Source organism: Shouchella rhizosphaerae (assembly GCF_900142675.1).
In the GTDB taxonomy this organism is placed as follows: domain Bacteria; phylum Bacillota; class Bacilli; order Bacillales; family Bacillaceae_D; genus Shouchella; species Shouchella rhizosphaerae.
Genome location: NZ_FRBS01000002.1, coordinates 233,963 through 257,595 on the forward strand (window position 1 = coordinate 233,963; position 23,633 = coordinate 257,595).

General features: G+C 45.2%; 25 protein-coding genes. 17 read left to right on the top strand and 8 right to left on the bottom strand.

Features of this window, described 5'->3' with window-relative positions; translation table 11 throughout:
• Nucleotides 1-31: 31 nt before the first annotated feature.
• The 7 genes from BUC05_RS07190 (at nt 32) to yidC (ending at nt 5,353) form a co-directional block, all read left to right on the top strand.
• Nucleotides 32-763 (top strand): hypothetical protein, encoded by a 732-nt coding sequence (locus BUC05_RS07190; RefSeq protein ID WP_011248753.1) that lies wholly within the window; start codon nt 32-34, stop codon nt 761-763.
• Nucleotides 756-1,151, top strand: a complete 396-nt coding sequence (locus BUC05_RS07195) for a GntR family transcriptional regulator (protein ID WP_011248752.1) — start codon at nt 756-758, stop codon at nt 1,149-1,151. The genes BUC05_RS07190 and BUC05_RS07195 overlap by 8 nt, the downstream gene beginning before the upstream one ends.
• On the top strand, nt 1,148-2,026 hold the full coding sequence (locus BUC05_RS07200) for an ATP-binding cassette domain-containing protein (RefSeq protein ID WP_073304428.1): 879 nt from the start codon (nt 1,148-1,150) through the stop codon (nt 2,024-2,026). The genes BUC05_RS07195 and BUC05_RS07200 overlap by 4 nt, the downstream gene beginning before the upstream one ends.
• On the top strand, nt 2,016-2,918 hold the full coding sequence (locus tag BUC05_RS07205) for an ABC transporter ATP-binding protein (RefSeq protein ID WP_011248750.1): 903 nt from the start codon (nt 2,016-2,018) through the stop codon (nt 2,916-2,918). The genes BUC05_RS07200 and BUC05_RS07205 overlap by 11 nt, the downstream gene beginning before the upstream one ends.
• Nucleotides 2,911-4,167 carry an ABC transporter permease gene (locus BUC05_RS07210; RefSeq protein ID WP_073304430.1) on the top strand — a complete coding sequence of 419 codons (1,257 nt, stop codon included), beginning with the start codon at nt 2,911-2,913 and terminating at the stop codon, nt 4,165-4,167. Before BUC05_RS07205 ends, BUC05_RS07210 begins: the two co-directional genes overlap by 8 nt.
• A gap of 81 nt (nt 4,168-4,248) precedes the next feature.
• Nucleotides 4,249-4,530, top strand: coding sequence for a hypothetical protein (locus BUC05_RS07215; RefSeq protein ID WP_011248748.1), 282 nt, complete (start codon nt 4,249-4,251; stop codon nt 4,528-4,530).
• Between the two features lie 25 nt (nt 4,531-4,555).
• Nucleotides 4,556-5,353, top strand: coding sequence for a membrane protein insertase YidC (yidC, locus tag BUC05_RS07220; protein ID WP_011248747.1), 798 nt, complete (start codon nt 4,556-4,558; stop codon nt 5,351-5,353).
• A 71-nt stretch (nt 5,354-5,424) separates the two neighbouring features.
• On the opposite strand, the gene hemQ is transcribed toward yidC, so the two are convergent.
• On the bottom strand, nt 5,425-6,174 hold the full coding sequence (gene hemQ, locus BUC05_RS07225) for a hydrogen peroxide-dependent heme synthase (RefSeq protein ID WP_011248746.1): 750 nt from the start codon (nt 6,172-6,174) through the stop codon (nt 5,425-5,427).
• A 173-nt stretch (nt 6,175-6,347) separates the two neighbouring features.
• Complete coding sequence (locus BUC05_RS07230; RefSeq protein WP_244153289.1) at nt 6,348-7,136, bottom strand: enoyl-CoA hydratase/isomerase family protein; 789 nt, start codon at nt 7,134-7,136, stop codon at nt 6,348-6,350.
• Between the two features lie 182 nt (nt 7,137-7,318).
• Here BUC05_RS07230 and pta point away from each other — a divergent pair, with 182 nt between their 5' ends.
• On the top strand, nt 7,319-8,314 hold the full coding sequence (gene pta / locus BUC05_RS07235) for a phosphate acetyltransferase (RefSeq protein ID WP_011248744.1): 996 nt from the start codon (nt 7,319-7,321) through the stop codon (nt 8,312-8,314).
• 70 nt (nt 8,315-8,384) lie between these two features.
• On the opposite strand, the gene BUC05_RS07240 is transcribed toward pta, so the two are convergent.
• Nucleotides 8,385-9,209 carry a lipoate--protein ligase family protein gene (locus tag BUC05_RS07240; RefSeq protein ID WP_035205862.1) on the bottom strand — a complete coding sequence of 275 codons (825 nt, stop codon included), beginning with the start codon at nt 9,207-9,209 and terminating at the stop codon, nt 8,385-8,387.
• Nucleotides 9,210-9,520: 311 nt separating this feature from the next.
• Between BUC05_RS07240 and BUC05_RS07245 the strand changes: the two genes are divergently transcribed.
• From BUC05_RS07245 to BUC05_RS07260, 4 genes are all read left to right on the top strand, one after another.
• Nucleotides 9,521-10,768: a dicarboxylate/amino acid:cation symporter gene (locus BUC05_RS07245; protein WP_011248742.1), complete on the top strand. Its 1,248-nt coding sequence runs from the start codon at nt 9,521-9,523 to the stop codon at nt 10,766-10,768.
• Between the two features lie 116 nt (nt 10,769-10,884).
• Nucleotides 10,885-12,171, top strand: a complete 1,287-nt coding sequence (locus BUC05_RS07250; protein WP_073304432.1) for an HD domain-containing protein — start codon at nt 10,885-10,887, stop codon at nt 12,169-12,171.
• Nucleotides 12,172-12,186: 15 nt separating this feature from the next.
• The gene (locus tag BUC05_RS07255) at nt 12,187-12,696 is read left to right on the top strand and encodes a YwgA family protein (protein ID WP_011248740.1); all 510 of its coding nucleotides are present in this window, start codon (nt 12,187-12,189) and stop codon (nt 12,694-12,696) included.
• Nucleotides 12,697-12,813: 117 nt separating this feature from the next.
• The gene (locus BUC05_RS07260) at nt 12,814-13,005 is read left to right on the top strand and encodes a hypothetical protein (RefSeq protein WP_041824195.1); all 192 of its coding nucleotides are present in this window, start codon (nt 12,814-12,816) and stop codon (nt 13,003-13,005) included.
• Nucleotides 13,006-13,157: 152 nt separating this feature from the next.
• Here the strand turns inward: BUC05_RS07260 and BUC05_RS07265 are convergent, their stop codons facing one another.
• The 3 genes from BUC05_RS07265 to BUC05_RS07275 are packed head-to-tail and all read right to left on the bottom strand — an operon-like array spanning nt 13,158 to nt 15,233.
• A complete protein-coding gene (locus tag BUC05_RS07265; protein ID WP_073304434.1) occupies nt 13,158-13,382 on the bottom strand; it encodes a 2-hydroxymuconate tautomerase in 225 nt (74 codons plus the stop codon).
• A 31-nt stretch (nt 13,383-13,413) separates the two neighbouring features.
• Nucleotides 13,414-14,097: a class D sortase gene (locus BUC05_RS07270; protein ID WP_011248738.1), complete on the bottom strand. Its 684-nt coding sequence runs from the start codon at nt 14,095-14,097 to the stop codon at nt 13,414-13,416.
• Between the two features lie 2 nt (nt 14,098-14,099).
• The gene (locus tag BUC05_RS07275) at nt 14,100-15,233 is read right to left on the bottom strand and encodes a processed acidic surface protein (protein ID WP_011248737.1); all 1,134 of its coding nucleotides are present in this window, start codon (nt 15,231-15,233) and stop codon (nt 14,100-14,102) included.
• Between the two features lie 273 nt (nt 15,234-15,506).
• Between BUC05_RS07275 and BUC05_RS07285 the strand changes: the two genes are divergently transcribed.
• The gene (locus BUC05_RS07285) at nt 15,507-16,064 is read left to right on the top strand and encodes a YwhD family protein (protein ID WP_063609731.1); all 558 of its coding nucleotides are present in this window, start codon (nt 15,507-15,509) and stop codon (nt 16,062-16,064) included.
• 126 nt (nt 16,065-16,190) lie between these two features.
• Here BUC05_RS07285 and pepF read toward each other — a convergent pair whose 3' ends face one another.
• Nucleotides 16,191-17,978, bottom strand: a complete 1,788-nt coding sequence (gene pepF / locus BUC05_RS07290; RefSeq protein ID WP_073304438.1) for an oligoendopeptidase F — start codon at nt 17,976-17,978, stop codon at nt 16,191-16,193.
• A gap of 170 nt (nt 17,979-18,148) precedes the next feature.
• Between pepF and BUC05_RS07295 the strand changes: the two genes are divergently transcribed.
• Entirely contained in the window at nt 18,149-18,973 is an 825-nt protein-coding gene (locus tag BUC05_RS07295; protein WP_011248734.1) for a GNAT family N-acetyltransferase, read from the top strand.
• Nucleotides 18,974-19,068: 95 nt separating this feature from the next.
• Here the strand turns inward: BUC05_RS07295 and BUC05_RS07300 are convergent, their stop codons facing one another.
• On the bottom strand, nt 19,069-21,195 hold the full coding sequence (locus BUC05_RS07300; RefSeq protein WP_011248733.1) for a transglycosylase domain-containing protein: 2,127 nt from the start codon (nt 21,193-21,195) through the stop codon (nt 19,069-19,071).
• Between the two features lie 160 nt (nt 21,196-21,355).
• On the opposite strand from BUC05_RS07300, the gene speE reads away from it, so the two are divergent.
• The 3 genes from speE to BUC05_RS07315 all read left to right on the top strand — a co-directional run bounded on the left by speE (nt 21,356) and on the right by BUC05_RS07315 (nt 23,620).
• Nucleotides 21,356-22,183, top strand: coding sequence for a spermidine synthase (gene speE / locus BUC05_RS07305; RefSeq protein WP_011248732.1), 828 nt, complete (start codon nt 21,356-21,358; stop codon nt 22,181-22,183).
• An 11-nt stretch (nt 22,184-22,194) separates the two neighbouring features.
• Nucleotides 22,195-23,073: an agmatinase gene (gene speB / locus BUC05_RS07310; RefSeq protein ID WP_011248731.1), complete on the top strand. Its 879-nt coding sequence runs from the start codon at nt 22,195-22,197 to the stop codon at nt 23,071-23,073.
• A 115-nt stretch (nt 23,074-23,188) separates the two neighbouring features.
• Nucleotides 23,189-23,620, top strand: coding sequence for a YwiB family protein (locus tag BUC05_RS07315; RefSeq protein WP_011248730.1), 432 nt, complete (start codon nt 23,189-23,191; stop codon nt 23,618-23,620).
• Nucleotides 23,621-23,633 lie beyond the last annotated feature (13 nt).

The following is a 23,633-nucleotide window of genomic DNA, read 5'->3' on the forward strand; positions in this document are numbered from 1 at the left end:
AACAGATGAACATTGAAAAGGACTGTTGCATATGGCGAATGCCTTCAAACTGCTGCTAGTCGAGTTCCGGAAAATGGGAATTGGCCGTTGGATCGGGATTGTGGCAACGGCTTTGCTATGGGGCGTCTTGTATAGCATGCTTGTTGTTGACATTGGGCCACGGATTGAAAATGGGATTATTGCCCCAGGCTTAGGCGTCGTATTGTTCGTGGTGTGGTTTTTCTTCCCCGTTTTTTTTGTGCGCGGGGAAGCTTATCGGATACGGGATCCATACGGCAAAGTGGCCGTGCCTGATATTTACGTGCTTTTGAAAATGATGCCGCTCAAAAATAGTGAAAAGGCGCTAAACCGGATGTTAAGCATGTCGGCTTTTATTTTAGTGGCTAACGCCTTTCTCAATGTATCGATTTTTGCCAGTGCTTTTTTAATCGGACATTCGCCCTTTTGGGGCGTAAAGGCGGCATTAGCTTGGCTACTCCTAACGTGGGTGAGCGGGCTTATATGGGTGGCATGTGAGCCTTACGCGCGGACATACCGCCATCGGGATTGGTTAGAATTTTTTGCTTGGATGGCCCCTGTCGTTATTGTTTTATCATTGGTTGGATGGCTCAGTGATTTATGGTTCTTCGGCATTGTTATTTATTTTTTACACCATACGCCGCAGGTGACGTTGGCAGTGCTGTTTGTGTTGCTTGTTATCCAGTTTTTCGTAACGTTCAAAGTGGTCTCATCCGCTTTTGAAAAGGTGGATTACTATGTCTGATCGGTTGCCGATTCAACTAGATGAGTCAAGCCGCACCCCCATTTACGATCAAATCGAAGCACAGCTGAAATCGTTGATTGTGAGCGGCCAACTTCCAGCTGGGACGGCATTGCCATCGATTCGGAAACTAGCCGCGTCACTGTCTTGCAGTGTGATTACGACGAGGCGGTCCTATCAAAACCTTGAGCAGAAAGGCTACATTAAAACGATCCAAGGGAAAGGAACGTTTGTGAGCGAAATGAGCATGCAAGACCAGTCGGAACAAAAACAAGAAGCCGTGCAAAAAGCGTTAGAGCAAGCTGCCGCAGTAGGGCGCAGCTATGGTTATAGCAAGGAAGAGCTGTCCAATTGGTTTGCTGCCGTTTTAGAAGGGGGGGAAGAAAGATGATCGTATGTACGGAGATCGAAAAGCGGGTGGACGCTCGTTTTTCAACGGGTCCGATTTCCTTTCAGATTGAACGAGGAACCGTTACGGCTCTCGTAGGGAAAAATGGCTCAGGAAAAAGCACGATTTTACGGATGATATCTGGCATGGTACATCCCGATGCAGGGACAATCGAACGGTTTGGCCAACAAGTGGGAGAGAGGGAGTGGAAAAATCAGCTCGCCTTTATTCCACAAACAAGCAAATCGTTTGAAAAGTACACGCTTTCTCATTTAGCCGCCATATACCGGATTGGCTTTCAAACTTGGAACGAACAGCGGTTTTTGCAGCTTGTGGAGCAGTACCGTCTGCCGCTCAATAAACAAATAAGCCAATTTTCCGGGGGAATGCAGAGAGTCGCACTTGCCGTTTTAGCACTTTCCAGAAACGCTAAAGTGCTCATTATGGATGAACCTTTTGCAGGCGTCGATATTGAATCACAAGAATGGCTCCGTAACGAATGGCTTCAGTACTTGGAAGAAGACCCAGAAAGGGCGATAGTCTTTTCGAGTCACGTGCCTGACGAAATTAAAGATTTAGCCGATTTTATTATTTGCGTGCAAGACGGCAAACAGACAGGCTACTATGAAAAAGACACGTTGCTGAGCAGTTGGGCTCGCTTTTGGGCGGTTGCCGATTTAAATGTTGTGCGAAACATGGCCGGGGTGCACTCCGTAATACAGAGAGGACCACAAATCGAAATCATTTCAAGTGACAATGGGCAAACAGAAGCAGCGATGCTTGCCGCCGGTTTCGAAATTACTATGAAGCAGCCGCTTAAAATGGCAGAGATCTTACGGTTGCTTATCCAAGAAAGGGAGATGGAAGATGACGCTTGAAATTAAGCAAGTGCGCAAACGGTTCAACCAACATGTTGCCGTCGACGGGATTTCCGTTAGCGTTGAAAAAGGCAATATGTTCGGGATGCTTGGCGCGAATGGAGCTGGAAAAACAACGACATTTCGAATGATTTTAGGATTGCTCGAGCCAACGGAAGGGTCGATTACTTGGGAAAATAAGCAACTTTCTTATAAAAATACCCATTTGATTGGCTACTTGCCTGAAGAACGGGGGCTGTACCCAAAACTTACTGTCCGCGATCAACTTACGTACTTAGGGAAATTAAAAGGAATGAAAGTGCAAGAAATCCACAAAGAGATCAAGCATTGGCTTGAACGGTTCCAAGTGGAAGAATATGAAACAAAGAAAGTGGAAGAACTGTCGAAAGGGAATCAACAAAAAATCCAATTTATTGCAGCAGTGCTCCATAAGCCAGAGCTGTTAATTTTAGATGAACCGTTTAGCGGCCTTGATCCAGTAAACTCCGACATGCTGAAAAATGCGGTCCGTTATTTACAGGAACTTGGCACGACAATTGTGTTTTCAAGCCATCAAATGCGCAATGTCGAGGAAATGTGTGAAGACATTATCATGCTAAAGCGTGGGAAAGCGGTACTGCAAGGCAGCCTGACTGATATTAAACGGGGCTACGGCATAAAAAGTGTCTCCATTCACGCTGATTATGATTTGTCGTTTTTAGCTTCTGATCCTCATGTAACTAATTTGACACCAATTAAAAACGGCGTCATCGCTCGGGTCGAAAATGAAGAAGCGGCAAAAGCTGTGTTCGCCCGCGTAGCCGAAAAAGGCTTTGTCCGCAAATTTGAAGTAGAAGAACCGAGCTTGCATGATATTTTCATTGACCAAGTGGGAGGCGGGGCGAATGAATAATTTTTGGACGATAGTCGGCCATACTGCGGGAAGCAGGTTAAAGGCAAAATCGTTTATCATTTCTACAGTGGTCATCATGGCGATTGTCATTATTGCCACAAACATTTCATCAATCATCTCTGCCTTTTCAGGCGATGAGGAAAATGAAGTCCAGCAAGTCGCCATTATCGATGAAACCGAAAACGCAGGGGACGTGGCAACGATACTTGCAACATCTCCTGAGGAATCGTTGTATTCATTTGCAGTCGTAGAAGATGCATCATTGAAAGCAACTCTCGAAAGCGCCCGAGACGGCGACTATGATTATGTCCTTCATTTAAGCGGATCGCAAAGTGAATTAGACGCCACACTCTATGGCGGGGGCGATGATTACGAAGCGGTAGCTGCGATTGAGCAGGAAGTGCAGCGCGTCAAAGAAGCCGTATTAACGAGTGCGCTTAATTTAAGCGAGTCTGACCTTGCCGCTATTTTTGAACCAATCTCCTTTGCACAGGAACCTTTGGAAGAAGGGGCTGCGATAGAGACGGAAGAATCGCAAATGCAAGCGTCCTTTACTGTCTTAGGCGTGACCTATGTGTTGTTTTTTATCATTGTTTCTTTTGGTGTGATGATAGCCACAGAGGTAGCCGTCGAAAAGTCCTCTCGTGTGATGGAACTGATTGTTTCTAGCGTCAATCCGGTCGTGCAAATGTTCGGCAAGCTAGTCGGCATTGGCCTTGTCGGCGTCGTCAATATGGTTGCGATTGTCGCTGCTTTAGCAATTGGCATGTTGATTGGCGGGAATGAGATTGGCAATCTTTTAAGCGGCGATTTGATTGACATGAGCTTGCTCGGTTACGCGTTTTTCTTAACGATTCTTGGCTATTTCTTGTTTGGCGGCATTGCGGCTACATTGGGCGCCCTCGTCAGCCGAACGGAAGACGTCAATTCATCGATACAGCCACTGACCTTTATCGCCATGGCTGGATTCTTTATCGTTTCATTTGGCTTAAGCACTCCAGATGCGCCATTTATTACGGTTGCCTCCTACATTCCATTTTTTACACCACAGCTTTTGACGATGCGTATTGGCATGGGCGTCATTGCTGGCTGGGAAATTGCGCTCTTATTTGCGCTTTTAATAGCAAGTGTGGTCGCCGTCAATATTTTGGCTGCCCGTGTGTATAAAGGCGGGGTTTTGATGTATGGCAAAGTGTCGATGAAAGAAGGCATAAAGCAAGCGTTGGCGTTGTCGAAAAAGGAAAAGTAAGCGCGGCAAAGGTTTGTCCTGAAGATACGAGTATGGTAAGATGGAAATATTGTGAATCGAGGCAGAAAGGAGGCGGATGATGTGATTGATCTTATAATGGAGTTGCCGATGTTATGGGTCAGCGTAGCCCCTGTCATGGTTGTGGTTGCGATGGTTGCCTATGAAAATTTTAAGCTCCGTCGCATGCACATGCGGATGAAGCGTACAGTCCATGACACGGATAAGACAGGCTGTGTGGACATGACTCCAGTCCGCCCCTTGGCGCTGTGGGCGCGGCCAAAAATTCCTTATTTCCGCGACAAAGGCTGCCAAGACGATGATGGTCCTTACCCTTGTTGCATGCACCAACAGATAGCTGCATAGACAACAAAGGGAGGAAAAGAAAGAAATGAATAAAAAGAAAGTTATGCTTACGCTTAGCGTAGTAATGGTTGCTTTCGTTTTAGCAGCCTGTAACACGAATGAACCGATCACAGCTGAATCAACTGGTTTTTGGAACTCATTTTTCGTCTACCCGATGTCATTTTTGATTACCTTTTTTTCTGATTTGACAGGGGGACATTTTGGTTGGGGCATCATTATTGTGACGATTTTGATCCGTTTGCTGATTTTGCCCCTTGCATTAAAGTCGCAAAAGAGCACACGGGCGATGCAGGTGCTCCGTCCTGAAATGCAAGAAATTCAGGAGAAAATGAAAAAAGCACAAGGCAATCCAGAAAAACAACGGGAAGTACAAGCCGAGATGTTGAGTCTTTATCAAAAACATGGGGTGAATCCTGCTGCTGGCTGTTTGCCTGCACTTGTGCAAATTCCAATCGTAATGGCACTTTATTTTGCGATTATGCGGACCGAAGAAATTGGCGTGGGCCCGGCTAGCGCGTTCCTATGGTTTAACTTAGGCAGCCCTGACTATATTTTGCCTGTCATTGCCGGCATTACGACGTTTGTCCAGTTTAAAATGTCTATGAGCCAAATGCCAGCGAACCCATTGGGCGAAGGCATGCCGAATCCAATGAACATCATGCTTTACATTATGCCAGTTATGATCGTGATTGCTGGAATTACATTGCCATCTGCGCTTGCTCTTTATTGGGTAGTTGGTAACTTGTTTATGATTGTTCAAACGTACTTTATTATTGTCCGCCCTAATATGACAAAAGAAGAAGTGCAAAAAGACAAAGCGTAAGCAAACGGCTATGTAGGGAAAGCGTTTGTCTACAGTCTAAAAACAGCCTTGACGTGAGTCAAGGCTGTTTTTTAAATATGGAAATAAGCGGGAATCCGCTCTTTTTCAAGAATGTTGCCTACGTAAAAAGAGCCAAACTCGCCGTAACGGGCAGAAACTTCATCGAAACGCATTTCGTAAACAAGCTTCTTAAATTGCAGGACGTCGTCTGAAAAGAGGGTGACGCCCCATTCCCAATCGTCAAATCCGACAGAACCGGAAATGATTTGTTTCACAACGCCTGCGTAGCCGCGTCCGATCATGCCGTGACTGCGCATGAGGTTTTTACGCTCTTCCATCGGCAACATATACCAATTGTCGTTGCCTTCGCGGCGCTTATCCATCGGGTAGAAACAGACATGCTTCCACCGCGGCAATTCTGGATATAAGCGTGAGCGCACATATGGGTTTTCATACGGATCTTCATCTGAATCACCAGCTAAATAATTGCTCAATTCTACAACGGAAACGTATGAATACGTTGGAATCATATAAGCGGCAAGTCCTGATTTGTTAAAGGCATTCTCAATCTCATTTAATTCTTCCATTGTCGGGCGCAGCAGCATAATCATGATGTCTGCTTTTTGACCGACAATCGAATAGAGGGCATGGCTGCCTTTTCCGGCTTTTTCCGTCCCTTCCCATTTCGACACAAGTGCTTCAAATTCATTGAGCATTTGTTCCCGTTCTGAGGCAGAAACGGTTTTCCAGGAATTCCAGTCAATTTTGCGAAAATCATGCAAGACGTACCAGCCGTCCAATGTTTTTGCAGCTTCATTCATTGTAGATGGACCTCCAGTATATTTATATTACCTCCACTATAACATAGATGGACGTTTTTTCACCCGCTGGAGCGAATCAAGCAAATCATCACCGGGCAAATGTGGCTGCAAGATGAAAGCTAAAAAAAGAAGTACATAAGGAACGATCCGCTGGCCAATAAGCCAGCGGATCGTTACCTTTTCGTGTCTTTCATGTTTAGGGCTTTTCCGTTTGCCGGTACTTTTAAGAAACGCTCAAGCGCCAAGCGGTGTTCACGAGAGGCTCCTGCTTCTCGCTGGGCCGTGACTTCCATTTCCAGTAGTTCCGCTAAGTGGTGGTCAAAACTTTCGCGGAAATTTTGTTTCATGAGCCGGTAAGCGGTAGAAGGCAATTGTTTACAGCGTTTAATATAAGGCGTGGCTTCGCCAATGCTATGGATAAGGCCCATTGCTTTTGCTTCATCGGCGTCGAACATTCCTTTAATTGCTAGTTCCAAGCTTTGCGGGTAGCCAATCAAACGTGGCAAAAAGTAGGATGCACCGGCATCAGGCACAAGCCCTATCTCTAAAAAGCCTAGCGCAAATCGTGCTTCTTTGCGGGCGACGCGAAAATCACAAGCAAGGGCAATACTCAAACCAGCGCCTACGGCAGTGCCATTTATATCGGCGATAAGCGGCTTGCCAATGTGCACCATGAAAGCAATGAGGCGGTTATAGGTTTCCCGCAGCGCCTTTCCGTAATTAAAATGCTCTTGTTCTGCTAAATCAATTGACTTTAAATCAGCACCTGAACAAAAAGCATCACCACTGCCTGTTAGGACAATCACGGTCACGTCTTCCCGTTCATTTGCTTCCGAAAGCAGGTTGTACAACTGTTCGTGGCAAGCGTCATTTAATGCATTTTTGACTTCTGGCCTGTTAATCGTAATTGTGGCGACTTTGTCCTCGACTTGGAGTGTTATAAGTGGTTGATCCATTGACATTGCATCCTCCTTTATCCTTTTAGTATTCGACTGATAGGCTTGAAAACCCTTTCCTTATATGGAAGCGTAATCTAAATGAGGATTTTTAAAATTGACGCTTCAGCAAAGGAGGTTTCCTTTTTAAATAAAGAGGGGTATCCTAAATATAGAAGGAAATGATGACTTTTTAAGGAGGTTAAATCGTGGGCGATTTATTTGCTGACATTAAACGGCAAGTAGAGTCTCATAAGCCAAGTATCGTCTTGCCTGAAGGAACAGACGAACGGGTATTGCAAGCAGCGGCCAAACTTGCTGCCGATAACGTTGTAAAACCGATTGTCATAGGGGATAACGATGCGATTTTAGCGCTTGCTGATAAATTAAAGATTACACTAGAAGGAATAACGATTTACAATCCAGAGACATACCCTGGAATCGATGAAATGGTTGACGCCTTCGTTGCCCGGCGCAAAGGCAAAGAAACGGAGGAGTCTGCACGCAAGCTGTTACAAGATGTGAACTATTTTGGGACAATGCTTGTCTACATGGAAAAAGCCGACGGCCTTGTTAGCGGTGCTGCCCATTCTACGGGAGATACGGTCCGCCCAGCTTTACAGATTATTAAAACACAACCTGGGATTAAGCGCACGTCTGGCGTTTTTGTCATGGTCAAAGAAGACAAAAAATTTGTCTTTGGTGATTGCGCGATCAACATATCGCCAAATGAAGAAGAACTGGCGGAAATTGCTACTGCTACAGCGGATACCGCGAAGCTATTTGGTATTGAACCAAAAGTCGCGATGCTTAGTTTTTCAACGCTTGGTTCTGCTTCATCGCAAGAAACGAAAAAAGTGTCTGCTGCTACTAAAATTGCGCAAGAAAGCCGTCCTGACCTTATCATTGACGGTGAATTTCAATTTGACGCTGCTTTTGTTCCTGCAGTTGCCCAAAAGAAAGCGCCAGATTCCCCTTTAAAAGGAGAAGCTAACGTATTTATTTTTCCAAGCCTCGAATCAGGAAACCTTGGCTACAAAATTGCGCAACGCCTTGGCGGGTATGATGCGATTGGCCCAATTTTGCAAGGGTTAAACAAGCCAGTTAACGATCTGTCCCGTGGTTGTAATGTTGACGATGTATACAAACTAAGCTTAATAACAGGAATGCAAGCTATTACACAAAAAACAGGACAAGGAGTTTAAACGCTGCTTGGCCCTTTTGATGCAAAAAAAGCTTTGGAGTAAAACAATCCAAGGCCTTTTTTCTCCTTTTTTAGCGTAAACAACGATTGTGGCGGTCAATGACCCGTTCAAGCTGTGTTTCATACAGCAGCTCTTCTTCAGGTGAAAGAACCGCTGACTCTAATTGCCCGCCGCTTTCAAGAATAGCTGTTTTCGCCCGTCCAATAATGGTTTCGATCGAATAAGGTACGTTTGTCAGTTCAGACAAAGACGCCATCACTTCAGGTTTAATGTCAGGATAGGAAAACGCTGGTTTACTCGTTTGCACAGCTTTATTGTAAACAGAGCGGATCAATGCAGCTCTAGCGCTGCCGCTTCCTTGTACACAAAGGTATATTTGTACAGCAATACCGCCTCGAATCCTTCGCTGGGAAATGCCTGCAAATTTCTTGCCATCGATGCTCAAATCGTAACTTCCCGGACAGTAAGATCCAGCAATTTCTCCTGCTTCAATTTGTTCCTCTTTAAAAATCGCTTTAACAAGCGTTACCATTCGTTCGTAGCCTTCATCAATGGAAAAGGTTGCTTCCCCTGGAAACACAAGCGATAGATTTAATATGCCTGCATCTAAACAAACGGCTAATCCGCCGGAGTTGCGAACAACGGCACGATAGCCTTCTTGCTCAATAAATTCAATTGCTTCGCGGATAAAGGGAAGGCGTGTGTCTTGTGTACCGAGCACAATCGTGTTTTCGTGAACCCAAAAACGGATAAACGATTGCCCCGTTTTTCCTGCAAGCGTGCATAGTGTATCGTCAAAAGCAAATGAACGAAGCGCGCTTTCTTTCAAATATGTTTTGCTATTGTCCACTACTTTCCAATCGGTCGGGGGTAGTGGTTTGTCTACAGTTGCCATTTTCGAAATCCCTCCAACGTCTACTAGCCATTATACCAGATTTCATATCCACTAAGAAAAGGAAGTTGCGAAATATGTCGGAAGAAGGTATACTGAAAAAAGTTTTTGCTCCAGTATGAAGCGGTTTTCAAGGGCCATCATTATGGCTATGTTCTGAAAAATCATAACCCAAAAGCGGATGATTTATTTTTTTCTTTCTCAGGGAGAAAGGCGATATTACCGGTCAAAACCGACAATTTTTAATAAAATCGTTATTTTTTGTTCATGCTGGGGTACGTAAAGATTATAGTTGATGTGTTTGGGGGTATTTCATGAATAATTTGACAAAAAAGATCTTAATTGCCCTGGGCATCGGGGTGATTGTTGGGTTGGTATTGCCTACGATCCATCAAGGCACCTTTGAATGGCTAAACCAGTATGTGTTTGATCCTGTAGGAAGCGTCTTTTTAAATATGATTATGATGGTCGTTGTGCCCCTTGTGTTTTTCTCGCTTGTTGTCGGGGTTTCCGATTTAGGCGACCCGAAGCAACTTGGCCGTATGGGTGTCAAGACGATTATTTTCTTTATGGTCACTTCTGTTATTTCCTTAACGATTGCACTTGCTGCAGCTTCGGTTATCCAGCCAGGTGATCCTGGGTTGCTTGGGGAAGACATAGCTGAAGAGTACGAGCCATCTGAAGCAGTGCCGATTATGGACACACTCGTTAACATCATTCCGAGCAATCCAGTGGCTTCCATGTCAGAAATGGAGATGCTGCAAATTATCGCGTTTGCGATTTTTGTCGGGATTGCCATGGCTGTGCTAGGAGATAAAGTGAGCACAGTAAAATCGTTTTTTAAGCAAGCAAACGACATTATGATGCAGATCGTTACGTTTGTAATGAAATTTGCTCCTTATGGAGCTTTTGCGTTAATTGCCTCCGCTCTCGGCGAGGCCGGATGGGCTGCTGTTGGATCATTGGCTTCTTATATGCTGACTGTTGCCGGTGTGCTGTTTTTCCATTTATTTGTTGTGTACGGGTTGATTGTTTATTTCCTAGGAAAAATGAGTCCGTTGAAGTTCTTTAAAGGTTTTATGCCCGCAATGACTATGGCGTTCAGTTTATCCAGTTCAAATGGCGTTCTGCCGCTGTCAATGAAATCCGCGCAAGAAAATTTAGGCGTCTCTAAACAAGTGTCTGGCTTTGTGCAGCCGCTTGGCGCCACCATCAACATGGATGGTACGGGGATCATGCAGGCTGTTGCAACCGTTTTTATTGCCCAAGTGTATGTCGTCGACTTGTCGCTGACTGACATGCTTATTATCGTCTTGACAGCGACACTAGCAAGCATTGGCACAGCAGGGGTTCCTGGTGTTGGCATGATTATGCTTGCGATGGTGCTTACTTCCGTCGGTTTGCCTACTGACGGCATAGCGCTTATTATTGGCGTCGACCGTATTCTTGATATGCTGCGCACTTCCGTCAATATTACCGGTGATGCTGTACTTGCAGTCATTGTCGACCGCGGAGAAAAGAAACGCGGTGCTATAGATGAGAATGTGACAGAAGTCTCCTAAAGATGCGATCACAATAATTAGTCTGAAAGAGCCAGCTAAAACTCGCTGGCTCTTTGTTTTTAAGAAAACGCCATTTATAATAAGGACAGGATAATCAATAGAAAGGGGGAGAAAGAATGTTTACGACCCTTCATGAAGAAAAAGTCTTCAAAGATCCGGTCCATCGCTATATTCATGTACGGGATGGGTTGATTTGGGAGTTGATTGGCACAAAAGAGTTTCAGCGATTGAGGCGAATTAGGCAACTGGGGACGACGTCATTCACTTTTCACGGCGCGGAGCATTCACGTTTCAACCACTCGCTTGGAGTGTATGAGATTACGCGGCGCATGACGGAGATTTTTTCTGGCAAGGCTGATTGGAATGAAGATGATAGGCTTCTTGCGTTGGCGGTTGCCCTTCTGCATGATATTGGCCATGGGCCTTTTTCCCATTCGTTTGAGAAAGTGTTTCACACAGACCATGAGGAGTGGACTAGGCGAATCATTTTAGGCGATACAGAAGTCAATCGGATTTTACGGAAAATGGATCGTTGTTTTCCTCAAGCTGTTGCCGATATAATTGAAAAAACGTCAACCAATAAATTAGTGTCTAGTATGATCTCAAGCCAAATTGATGCTGATCGGATGGATTATTTGTTGCGAGACGCCTATTACACAGGAGTCAGCTACGGCCAGTTTGACTTGGAGCGAATCTTGCGTGTCATGCGACCAAAAAATGATGAAGTCGTGATTAAAGCAAGTGGCATGCATGCTGTTGAAGATTATATTATGAGCCGATACCAAATGTATTGGCAAGTGTACTTCCACCCAGTGACGCGAAGCTCAGAAGTCATTCTTAGCAAAATTTTAATGCGCGTGAAAGATTTGCAAGAACTTGGCTATGACTTCAAGCAAAAACCGCTCCATTTTTTATCCTTGTTTGCAGGTGAGATTACGTTAGAGGATTATTTGCGTCTTGATGAATCGATTGTCCATTATTATTTTCAAAGTTGGCAGGAAGAAGATGACCCCATCTTGAAAGATTTGTGCAATCGTTTTTTAAATCGGCGCTTATTCCAGTATATCGAATTTCATCCGAACGAGCGGATGAAAGACTGGCCGAAACTTGAGGCTTTGTTTGCGAAAGCTGGGGTTGATCCAAGTTATTATCTTGTCATGGACTCGTCTTCTGATTTGCCTTACGATGTATATCGTCCAGGGGAGGAAGAGCGGTTGCCCATTCATTTATTAATGCCAGACGGTTCCCTAAAAGAGTTATCGACACACTCGGATGTTGTCGAAGCGATATCCGGGAAGAAACGAACCGATCATAAACTTTATTACCCAGCAGACGTATTAACGGATACACGTGTTGATCAGGAAATCCGGGACAGCATTCAATCATTACTTACGACTACATAAAGGAGGAAGACTGCCGTGCTGCGTGACCATTTAAATGTTCTGACGCTGTTTGCGATGTCAGGTGAAATTGTTGGCAGAAAGAAATTGCAAAAGATGGTCTACATCGCAAAACAAATGGGCTATCCATTTAATGAGCGTTACCACTTTCACCGGTATGGCCCTTATTCGGACGAGCTGACAGTGCGATTAGAAGAGTTATGCAACCTTGGTTTTTTAATCGAGAGCGAAGAAGACAAAGGCCATTATTCACAATATCGCTATACGCTTTCGCCACAAGGGCAAGCGTTTTTAGAAATGTACCATCCCCCTGTTGTCGGCTACAAGGACTTGTGCCAATCGTTGAACAGCCAATCAGCTCGTTTCTTAGAGCTATTGTCTACCATCCTTTATTTTAGCGATTTAGAAGAAGGGGCAAGGCGTGAGAAAATACGTCAGCTCAAAAAAAAGCAAAATTATAGCGATGATGATTTTGATGAAGCCCATACATACTTGCAAAAACTGGCCCAAGTTGTAGCCAGTGCTTAAATAGAATCGCTCATAGATTTTACATGTTGTTTGACAAGGATTTTGTAGATATGGCGCCGGCTTAGCGCTACACTAGAAAAGTGAAAGGAATTCAAGGAAAGAAGGGTGGAACCACTCGTGCTCAGCTTTATTCTCATGCTCCTTTTATTTGCGGCTGGGATTCCGTTGCTTCTCATTTTGATACTCCATTATCCGTTGATCGGCGCTTGTGTAATCGCCTTTATTTCTATAAATTGGTTCATTGCCGCACGCCTCCACCGTAAACACGAGCGGATGCAGCATGCAGGCCATGACAAAAACGGACTGTAATCCGATTCTACAGCCCGTCGGCCATGCGTCTTGATTGCATGGCTTTTTTCGTGATTTTTAACAAAGCGATGGCCTTCTCTCAAAAGTATATGAGACTGCGCTTGTCTTCAATTGGAGACAAGCGCCTCAATTGTAGGAAAAGGCGCCCATTCTTATTGTTTGTGTTGATCGCTTGGCCGTTTTCCAGCAACTCCGTAGTCGTTTGGTTTCATTTCGCTAATGATGATGGAAACACGTTCTTTTGGTGCGCCTGTTGTTTCACTAACGGCATCTGTTACTTTTTCAACTAATGCGCGTTTTTGTTCATCTGTACGGCCTTCAAGCAGTTGAACGGTTACAATTGGCATAAAAAAGCCCCTTTCTTTTCGAGAATACATTCAGTATACCAAAAGAAAGGGGCTGTTTTGATCATTTAGGAAAAAGAGCGAGTGTTTCATAAACGTCTTCATCGATTAAATCAGCGACAAGCACATAACGATCCGGGGCAGCGCCAATAAAATCGAATGGATAACAAGTGATCACCGTCAGCTGTGCTTCTTCCGTCGGAACAATGACGGTGCGGTCATCTTCATCGACGATCCGTACCGTATGCACCTTATACGTGTAGACGCCACTTCGTGTTTCGACAATGAGTTCATCCCCTTCGCCAACTTCTCCTAGTTTGCGGAACACGGTATCACGGTGTCCAGATAAAACGGAGTTGTCCTTTTCTCCAGGAAGAACACTGTCGGCAAAGTGGCCGACGCCTTTATCCAGTTCATCTTCATTTGTCCCGTGAATAATCGGAAGGGTCGCATCGATTTTTGGGATCGTTAATGTCCCCATCTCTTCGCCTATTTCTGGCTGCCAGCTGGCAACGTCCTGGAGATCGTTCTCGTAGGCCGGTATAGCTTCTGGTGCCTCCTCAACTGGGGCAGCGACCGTTTCCGTTTCGCTGTGCGCCCCAATTTTATAGAGAAAGTAACCGTACGCCAGCTTAAAGCCTGTCGTTGTTGTCAACCAAAGTCCGAAAGCAATAAAGGCGGCGGCGACGAAAAGCAGAGCTGTTTTTTTGAAACGGCCCTGCTTTCCATTTGATTTACGAAGAGCCACTTTTAAGCGACCTTCTTCTCACGAAGGAGGCGGCGGAAGATAAGGACACCAGCAAGGGACATTCCGATGCCGATCAGCATATAAAGGGGATAGTTTGTCGCTGTTTTTGGCATTTTGGCACCATTTGCTGTTTTTGTCACTTTGCCGTTCTCATCACGTTCCGCTTTTTTGCCGCCGTCGTTATGATTGGCGTCGTTTCCAGCTTTTGCCGGAAGAGGAGCCTCATCTTTGCCAGGAAGCGCCGACTCCAATGATGGTTTTTTTGGCTTATCTTTTAGGCCTTTATCAATTTGAGTGACGTCATCAACGATTTTTTTGACAAAATGAGAATTGAACATTTCCGCGGTAATATAAAAATCGGCCAAGAATGATCCATCCGCATCGTATAGCTCGACCAATAAGTCGTACCCTTTAATCGCATTGCCGCTCATTAGCTCTTTATAGCTAATTGGCTTTGGATCTTCGCCAACGCGGTCAAGGTAATACTTTGGATGAAGGTCAAGGACAGATATTGCTTTTTCGCCAATAGCGAACAGTTCAGCAACATCGGCAGCCGACAGTTCGCGGATTGATTCAAAGCCGTCAAATGCGTACGCACGTTGTTTCAAGTCATCGAGTTCGGCGGATAAGTTCGGATTGGTTTCCTGAATATACCAAAAATGCTCATAAAGCGCCCACTCTTCTTCATCACTTAAAGAAAACTCTGACAAAAATCCTGAGAAATCAGGGTAATATGGTTCGTTGCCCCATTCATCTTCTAATGTGATAATGACATGGACAACCATGTAAAACGTGTTGTAAAACAATAAGTCGCTTGGAGGCAGGCCGAGCCATTCTTCAAGAAGCTCGTCCAACTCTTGGCGAGTAAGGTCAAATTCAGCAGCGATCTCATTAATGCCTTCTTCTGTTAGCCGTGGGCCTAAAAATTCGGCAAGCTCACTTACATCGGTAAAATCATAAAAAGTCGTGCCTTCCCACCAATACATCAAGTGTTCAGCTAAGTCTTTTTCGCTTACGCCAACATCTTCTAAATAAGCCGTAAACTCCTCATTGTCAAATCCATGGGCAAGGCTGGCCGCTGGAGCGGAAAAAAGAAAGAGTAGAGTGAAAATTGCTGTAAATAACGACTTCTTCATTTTGTTCCTCCCATATTCAATTGTCATTTTTATCCGTGCATATGAATTATATAAACATGATCGCTTAATGTCACGACTTATTTTCATATTTTATAAAAATTTTATAATAGAGGCTGCTTTTGCCAAAAAACGACGAAATTCGCTTGTCTTGTTGAAGAGGGCAACGGCGAGGAGGCCGCCACTTTTTCTCAAAGGCAGAGAGGATGAATGGGCGTGGCGTTTTATGATACACTAGTGTTTAGCTAAAATGAAATTTGGGAGGGCCGATAAAACGTGGATTTGCTCAATAATGATAACTTAAAGAAAGCGAAGAAAAAGTCTTCCAGTTTTACGATATTAAGCAATGATTCAACAGACGGACACGGTGGCTATGGCGCTGGGGTCATCAACCTCGACAATGTGACGCCGCTATTTATTGATATTGAAGAGAAAGAAGCGTTTGTGGATATGGGTGCCCTCCATGCCCGCTCGGCAGTTGAGAAGCGTGTGAAATTTATCGCTGACGAAGAGGCGGTGCCAAAAGAAGGGCTAAAACGGTACTGGCTTGTGTGGGTCACAATCGACACAAAGGATAAAAAGCCATACTATAGTGGAGTTGCAGCCTGTTACATGACAGTCAACAAGCAGGCGAAACGGGGATACAAGAGCATGCCGGAACATGTGAACCATATGGATAAATCGTTAAAAGGCAAATTGGTTGTCAGCCAAATGGATGATTCGTCACGCCAAGTGCTAAAGGCGTTTTTGAAAAACCATAATGAAGAAATGTGGAACCATTCTTCGCAGGAACTCCATGAGGCCCTTGAATCAAGCGAAAATGTGAACAACTAATGAACAAGTTGCCGAAAATCTTGTACTCTTTTTTCGCTTCGGCTACGCTAGAGACATGGATGAACATCCTGACGATAAGTACTAGGACAAAAAAGCAGCGGAAGGGCTCTCCTTCCGCTGCTTTTTTTATAGCTGTTTTAGTTCCTCAACGAGTGCAGAGAAGCGCGCCATCGCGGCTTGCACTGGCTCAGGCGTCGTTAAGTCGACACCTGCTTTTTTTAGCAGTTCGAGTGGCTCGTCGGAACTGCCGCTTTGCAAAAAGGTCATATAAGCGTCGAGTGCGCCTTCTTCACCGTCTAAAATGGCTGTGGCGATTTTGATTGCTGAAGCAAAGCCAGTCGCATACTGGTAAACGTAAAAAGCCCTGTAAAAATGGGGAATGCGCGACCAGCCGTATTTGACTTCGTCATCAAACACAATGTCTGGGCCATTGTAGGTACGGAACAACTGTTCATAAAGCTCATTTAAGCTCTCTGCATTAAGCGGTTCACCTGCTTCCGCTCGTTCGTGCGTTTGCTTTTCAAAATCAGCAAACATCACTTGTGTAAAAAAGGTTCCGCGGAATTGCTCAATAAAATGGTTCAGTAAATAGGCGCGCATTTTCTTGTCGCTTGTTTCTTTCAGCAAATAGTTAATTAGCAACACTTCATTCACCGTGGAAGCCACTTCAGCGACAAAAATTCGATAATTGGCCGTAATTTGTGGTTGGTATTTGCTGGAATAGTAGCTGTGCATGGCATGGCCCATTTCATGAACGAGTGTAAACAAGCTGTTTAAGTCATCATGGTGGTTGAGCAATACGAAAGGATGGACACCGTAGACGCCCATATTGTAAGCACCAGACCGTTTTCCTGGTGTTTCGCGCACATCAATGTAACGCTTTTCCTTAAACTCTTTTAATTTGGCGATGTAATCGTCACCAAGAGGCTTTAGCGCTTTCAGCATCGTTTCATACGCTTCTTCATATGAAATTTCCGCTTTCACACCAGGAACAATTGGCGCATTCAAATCATATTGCCGCAATTCATCGAGGCCAAGTTTTTGTTTGCGGAGGCGCGCATATTCATGGAGCGGTGCAATATTCGCTTTAGCCGCATCAATCAATTGGTCATAGACGCTTTGCTCAATGTTGTCGGCAAATAAAGCTTTATGGAGAGCCGATTCGTATTGACGAACTTTCGCCAATGTGACATTTGTTTTGATTTCTGCTGACAGCGTCGTTGCAATCGTATTGTTTAATTCCACGTACGGCTTGTAGTAAGCTTTGTATGCTTCTTTCCGCTTGTTTCGGTCTTCGTCTTCGATGAGCTTTGAATACATGCCCCTTGTCAGTTGCACTTGCTGGCCATTGTCGTCTGTCACCACGCCAAACTGAATATCGGCATTGTTCAGCATATTGTATGTGTCGCCAGGGGCTTGAAAGGTTGCGCCTAATTGCGACAAAAGCTCTTCTTTTTCCTTTGTCAGCACATGTTTTTTAAAGCGGAATGACTTCCACAATTCATCCTCGAAATAGGCAAGTTTCTTTTCCGCAGAAATGTAAGCACGGAGCGTCTCTTCGCTTAAACTTAAAAGAAACGGCATGAAGAAGGAGGTGGATTCACTCACTTTTACGCTTAGTTGTGTCGCTTTGGCACTTAATTTTTGGGCATGGGCGTCGCGTGTGTCAATATCGGATAAAAACATCGTGTAGGCGAAAACTTTTCGCAACGTGAAGGAGAGCTTCTCTTGTGTTTCTAGGAAATCGAGCAAGCTTTTTGCGTCTTGAATCGCGCCATCAAATTGGTTTAACGTGTCCGCTAGCTGATAGCACTCGTCTACATCGGCCTGCCACGCTTGTTCGTCCGCATAAAGGTCGGTTAAGTCCCATTTTTCATGTTCAGGTACATCTTTACGGGATTTGTATGTACTCAAGAAAATCACTCCTTGCATGTTTTTTCGTTCTAGTGTAGCACTTATCGCTGAAAATATGTTCGTTTCTGCTTTTTTGTATGAATTTTTGCTGGCGGTGGCAAAAATCGATTCATAAAAGTTATAAAAATAACGGTCACGTTCTATGTTATACTGAGGAAAAAGGCGGTGACATGATCATGCTCTCGTCAGAGCAAAAAAAAGCGATTCAAAGCCTTCAGGAAAAAGTGGAACAAGCTGACGGCATTAAGCTTAAATTAAATTGGGACCTCTTAGAAGGTGAGCGTTCCTTAAACGGCACGGAAGACTATTTTTATTATAATGAAAAAGGAGAGCTGCTTGGTTATTTAGCAGTTTATTTCTTTGGCAATAAAATGGAATGCTGCGGTATGGTCGATCCCGCTGCAAGAAGGCGCGGCATAGGTCGAATGCTTCTTGATCAAGCCGCCTCTGACTGGCAAGGAAAGACGAAACAATTTCTGTTGAATAGCCCGACTGATTCAGAAAGCGGCATCGCGTTTATGAAGGCAGTTGGAGCGGAGTACGCGTTTACGGAAAAGCAGCTCGTATGCCGAGAAGTTCCGATTCCTTACACGAAAAAAGGAATTCGCATCCGGCCGGCAGTATCAAACGATGAAGAGCGGATTTATGAACTTGATGCAGAAGGGTTCCATATGACAAAGGACGAAGCGAAGGCGCTTCATCATAATAACCCTACATGGGTTACATATATGATTGAAGAAGACAACCACCCAGTTGGCAAGCTCAGCATTAGCCGCCAAGATCAGGAAAGTTGGATATATGCTTTTGTTTTAACAAAAGAGAAGCGAGGACAAGGCATAGGCCGGGCAGCTCTGACTGATATTGTCCACCGTGAAGTCTCGAATGGCAAAACGGTATGGCTGGATGTCGTTTGCACGAACGAAGCGGCTCTAACGTTGTATCATACATGCGGTTTTACTGAGGTCGGTTCCCAAACATACTATACATTAAAATAGATTGGCGCAAATGGTCGTAGCTGCGAGCGTTTGTCGATGCCCTCACTCAGACTGATAGAAGCTGAGAGCTGCACAAACGTGCAGCTCCTTTTCGCTTATTCAGTGGCGGGACTCTCTTCACCTTCATCAAGAATGGTTGGCCCAGAGGGATCACTCGGGTCACCGTCTTCAATGCTAAACCATTTAAAAAACCGTTTGAAAAAGCCTGGATCTTTCGTTTCTGGCTCTTCTTGTAAGTCTTCGGCTGCCTCTGGCTCAGCGCAAGTATTTACAGGAGCAGTTCCTGCTAAAAAGTAAGTCGTGCGGCCATTAGGACAGGCGTCGCTCGTTAACAACCCAGTGTGGGGGTCAATGTCAACGGCTTCAACCCCTGGCGGTTCTTTAAACGGAAGCTTTAGTTCATTGGCCATCGCTGCTTCCATAAAGTCCGCCCAAATCCGTTTCGAGATTTGCCCTTCAACCGATTGATTGATGTCTTTGTCTTTATCAAAACCAACCCACACAGCAGTAACAAGCTGTGGTGTATAGCCAACCATCCAGCTGTCCCGAGGTGTTGATCCAGATTTTCCGGCTGTCGGATGCGTTAGCTGTGCGGCTACGCTTGCACCGGTAACCGATGTGTAGCTGTTTAGCGCCGGTTCAAATACGCCGCGCAACATGTCGGTCAGCACAAAGGCTGTATCTTCACGGAGGACTTGGCGGACAGGCGGTTTTTGTTCGTAGACTTTGTTTCCCTCGCCGTCACGCACTTGGCGTATGAATACCGGTTCCCGTTGTTTTCCTCCGTCGGCTAAAGCCGCGTAAGCATTGGCGATATCGAGGACGGTGACAGGTTGTGCCCCTAAAGCAAGGGAAGGGCGGTTTTCAAATGTACCAAGTCCCAGTTTTTCAGAGACATTTACTAGTTCGTCTGTGCCAATAGACAAATGCGTTTTCATCGCATAAATATTGTCTGAGTAAGCGATGGCTTCAAGCATTGTAATAAAATCATTGGCGTAAATGTCGTTGTAGTTACTCGGAGCGTAGTCTTCTCGGCCATCATCATAGGAAAAGGATGTCGCTTCACTTAAAAACGTCGATACGGGCGTAAAACCGTTCTCGAGTGCAGCGTAATACAAAAATGGTTTAATGGTCGACCCAGGGTTGCGCATGGCCTGTGTAGCGCGGTTATAGGAACTTTCATTGTAATCTGTGCCGCCGACAAGCGCCTTTACTTCCCCATTGCGTGGGTCCATGGCGATCAGGGCGACTTGCAGCCCGTTGTCGGGCATATGCTTTTCGACCAAATCTTCGGCCTGTTGCTGCAAGGCGGGATCAAGCGTCGTCTCAATGATCAGTCCACCTGTGTCAACGGCCGCTTCGTCCATTTGCGCTTCATTGTGTAGCAGCGCTTTAACATGGTCTTGAAAATAAGGCGCGATTTCTTCTTCCTCTTTATCAGCTTCGTCCGCAAAAACCAGTTTTTCCGCTTTTGCTTTGTCTGCTTCTGCCTCCTCAATCATGCCTTCCCCAACCATGCTATCCAAAATCAGCTCTTGCCTGCTTTTCGCTTTTTCGAGATCATTCAATGGCGAATAGTAGCTTGGTCCTTTCGGAATGCCTGCAAGCATTGCCGCTTCTGCCAATGACACGTCTTTTGCCGATTTCCCAAAGAAATGCTGTGCAGCTGCTTCAACTCCATAGGCGCCATGCCCATAATAGACGGTGTTTAAGTAACCAGCTAAAATCTCGTCTTTTGAAAAATTCATCTCCAGACGGAGTGCGTAAAGCAGCTCATTCCATTTTCGCATATAGGTTTTTTCGTGGCTCAAATAAAGGTTACGTGCGTATTGTTGTGTAATGGTGCTCGCCCCTTGTGCTTTTGAGCCAGATTGCAAATTGGCAAGGAGCGCTCCGCCGATTCGTTTAAGGTCAAAGCCGTAATGGGAGTAAAACTTTCGGTCTTCAATCGCGATTGTTGCTTGCAACAAATAAGGTGACATTTCTGTTAGCGGGAGAGAAAAGCGGTTTTGACCGGCTTCTTCTTTCCCCATAACCGTTCCGTCTGCCGCCAAAAACTGTGTTGTTTGCACGGCGTCAATTGGTGGGGGGCCTTGCATGCGCGTATAAGATAATAATAGAATAATGCCTAACGCGATGACGATAAGAGAAAGCAACAAAAGCCGCCAAATAAGCCTGATTTTGCGAAAGCGTTTCCGCTTTTTGCGCGTAACTGTCTGCATGACTTTTCATCCTTTCCCCGGCAACTTGTTTAGTATACAGTTTGGGAAAAAAGCGGTTTTTTTAAACCTTGTTGTCTTTGCAATTCGTAACGCATCCGCTATACTTGCTTTGGGCGTAAGGAAAAATCATATGCCTAGCGAGATATGAGAGGTGACAAGCATGGAGTTTTGGTTTACAGAAAAACAAACAGAACGATTTGGCATTACGATGAAGATAAAACGGACGCTTCACACGGAGAAGACAGACTTCCAACAGCTTGATATGGTGGAAACGGAAGAGTTTGGCAACATGTTGCTTCTTGACGGCATGGTAATGACGACAGAAAAGGATGAATTTGTTTACCATGAAATGGTGACACATGTCCCTTTATTCACGCACCCGAACCCGAAGCATGTCCTTGTAGTAGGTGGCGGCGATGGCGGGGCGATCCGAGAAATTCTTAAGCATCCTTCTGTTGAAAAAGCGACGTTGGTCGATATTGATGGGAAGGTCATTGAATACTCGAAAACCTATTTGCCGACAATTGCCTGTGCTTTAGAAGATGAACGTGTTGACGTGAAAGTCGCTGACGGGTTTATGCATATCGCCCAATCAGCAAATGAGTATGACGTGATTATGGTCGATTCGACGGAGCCTGTCGGACCAGCTGCTAAACTGTTTGAGCGTGGGTTTTATGAAGGGATTTCCAAAGCGTTAAAAGAAGATGGCATTTTTGTTGCGCAAACGGATAACCCATGGTTCCATCAGGAACTAGTGTCTAATGTGTACAAAGACGTAAAAGAGATCTTTCCGATTACCCGTTTGTACACCGCCAATATTCCTACCTACCCAAGCGGCATGTGGACGTTTACGATCGGTTCTAAAAAACACGATCCTCTTGCTGTAGAAGCAACGCGCTTTCATGATGTCCAAACGAAATATTATACGCCAGACATCCACCGTGCCGCGTTTGTACTGCCGAAATTCGTCCAGGACTTACTTAAATAGGAGGCTTTTACATGCGATTTGACGAGGCATACTCAGGCAAAGTGTTTATTATGAGCCGCGCCAGTTATGAAGAGGCAGATGCCGTCATTTACGGCATGCCGATGGACTGGACCGTTTCCTTTCGTCCAGGTTCCCGTTTTGGCCCGGCGCGGATCCGTGAAGCTTCCTTAGGGCTTGAAGAATACAGCCCCTATGCCGACAAGCATTTGGAAGAAATCAACTATTTTGATGCAGGCGACATTCCTTTGCCATTTGGCAATGCAGCGCGAAGCCTAGACATTGTGGAGGAATACGTTGATTCCCTTTTAGCAGATGGCAAGTTCCCTCTAGGCCTGGGCGGCGAACATTTGCTGTCATGGCCGATTTTTAAAGCGATGTACCGGAAATATCCCGACTTAGCGATCATCCATATTGATGCCCATGCTGACTTGCGCGAACAATATGAAGGCGAGGCGCTATCCCATTCTACGCCGATTCGCAAAGCGTGTGAGCTAATTGGAGCCGAGAACGTTTATTCATTTGGCATCCGCTCAGGCATGCGTGAGGAATTTGCTTACGCAAAGGAAGCAGGCATGCATCTCTATAAATTTGACGTGGCAGAGCCGTTAAAAAACGTGCTGCCCCATCTATCAGGGCGGCCCGTTTACATTACGATTGACATTGATGTATTGGATCCGGCACACGCGCCTGGCACAGGCACAGCCGAAGCTGGGGGGATTACGTCAAAAGAGCTGCTCGAAGCGCAAATGCTGCTCTCCCAAGCAGACATTCAAATTGTAGGCGCTGATCTCGTGGAAGTAGCACCAGCTTATGATCCGACTGAGCAAACAGCCATTGCTGCCAGCAAGTTTGTGCGTGAGATGCTTCTCGGTTGGGTGCATAAAAGATAAAGAAACAAGAGATGCAGATTGCACCCCGTCCCTAAACCCAGTAAAATAGGAAAAAGAACGCGATTCGCGGATTTGTGTGCGGCTAGCAGATCATATAGAATGGATGTTTTGATGAATGAAGCGAAAAGTGAAAATCTCTTTTCAAACTACGACATTTATACAAGGGCAACAGCCGGATGCGTTCTCGTTTGATACGGAAGGCGACCTTTATATAAAAGGGAGTGCCTCGTATTTGCGCTTTAAAGAAACACATGCCCATAAACAGGATGTATTTTCAACGATGAAATGGGACGGCCGCGAGCTCATGCTAATCCGGCAAGGGACGATCATTATGCGGCAAAGTTTTCTTGCAAAAGAAGAAACGTATGGACGGTATGTCACGCCTGAAGCTTCATGGGAAACAAAAGCGCGGACAGATACATTGCTTGTGCAGCTGCCGACAGGAGCTAAACAAAAGGGCAGAATTTATGTGCGCTACCAATTCTTCTTGCAAGGCCAGCTAACGGGAGAGCATGAAATCCGATTGGCAGTCGAACGAATCGAATAGGTCAGAACAGGAT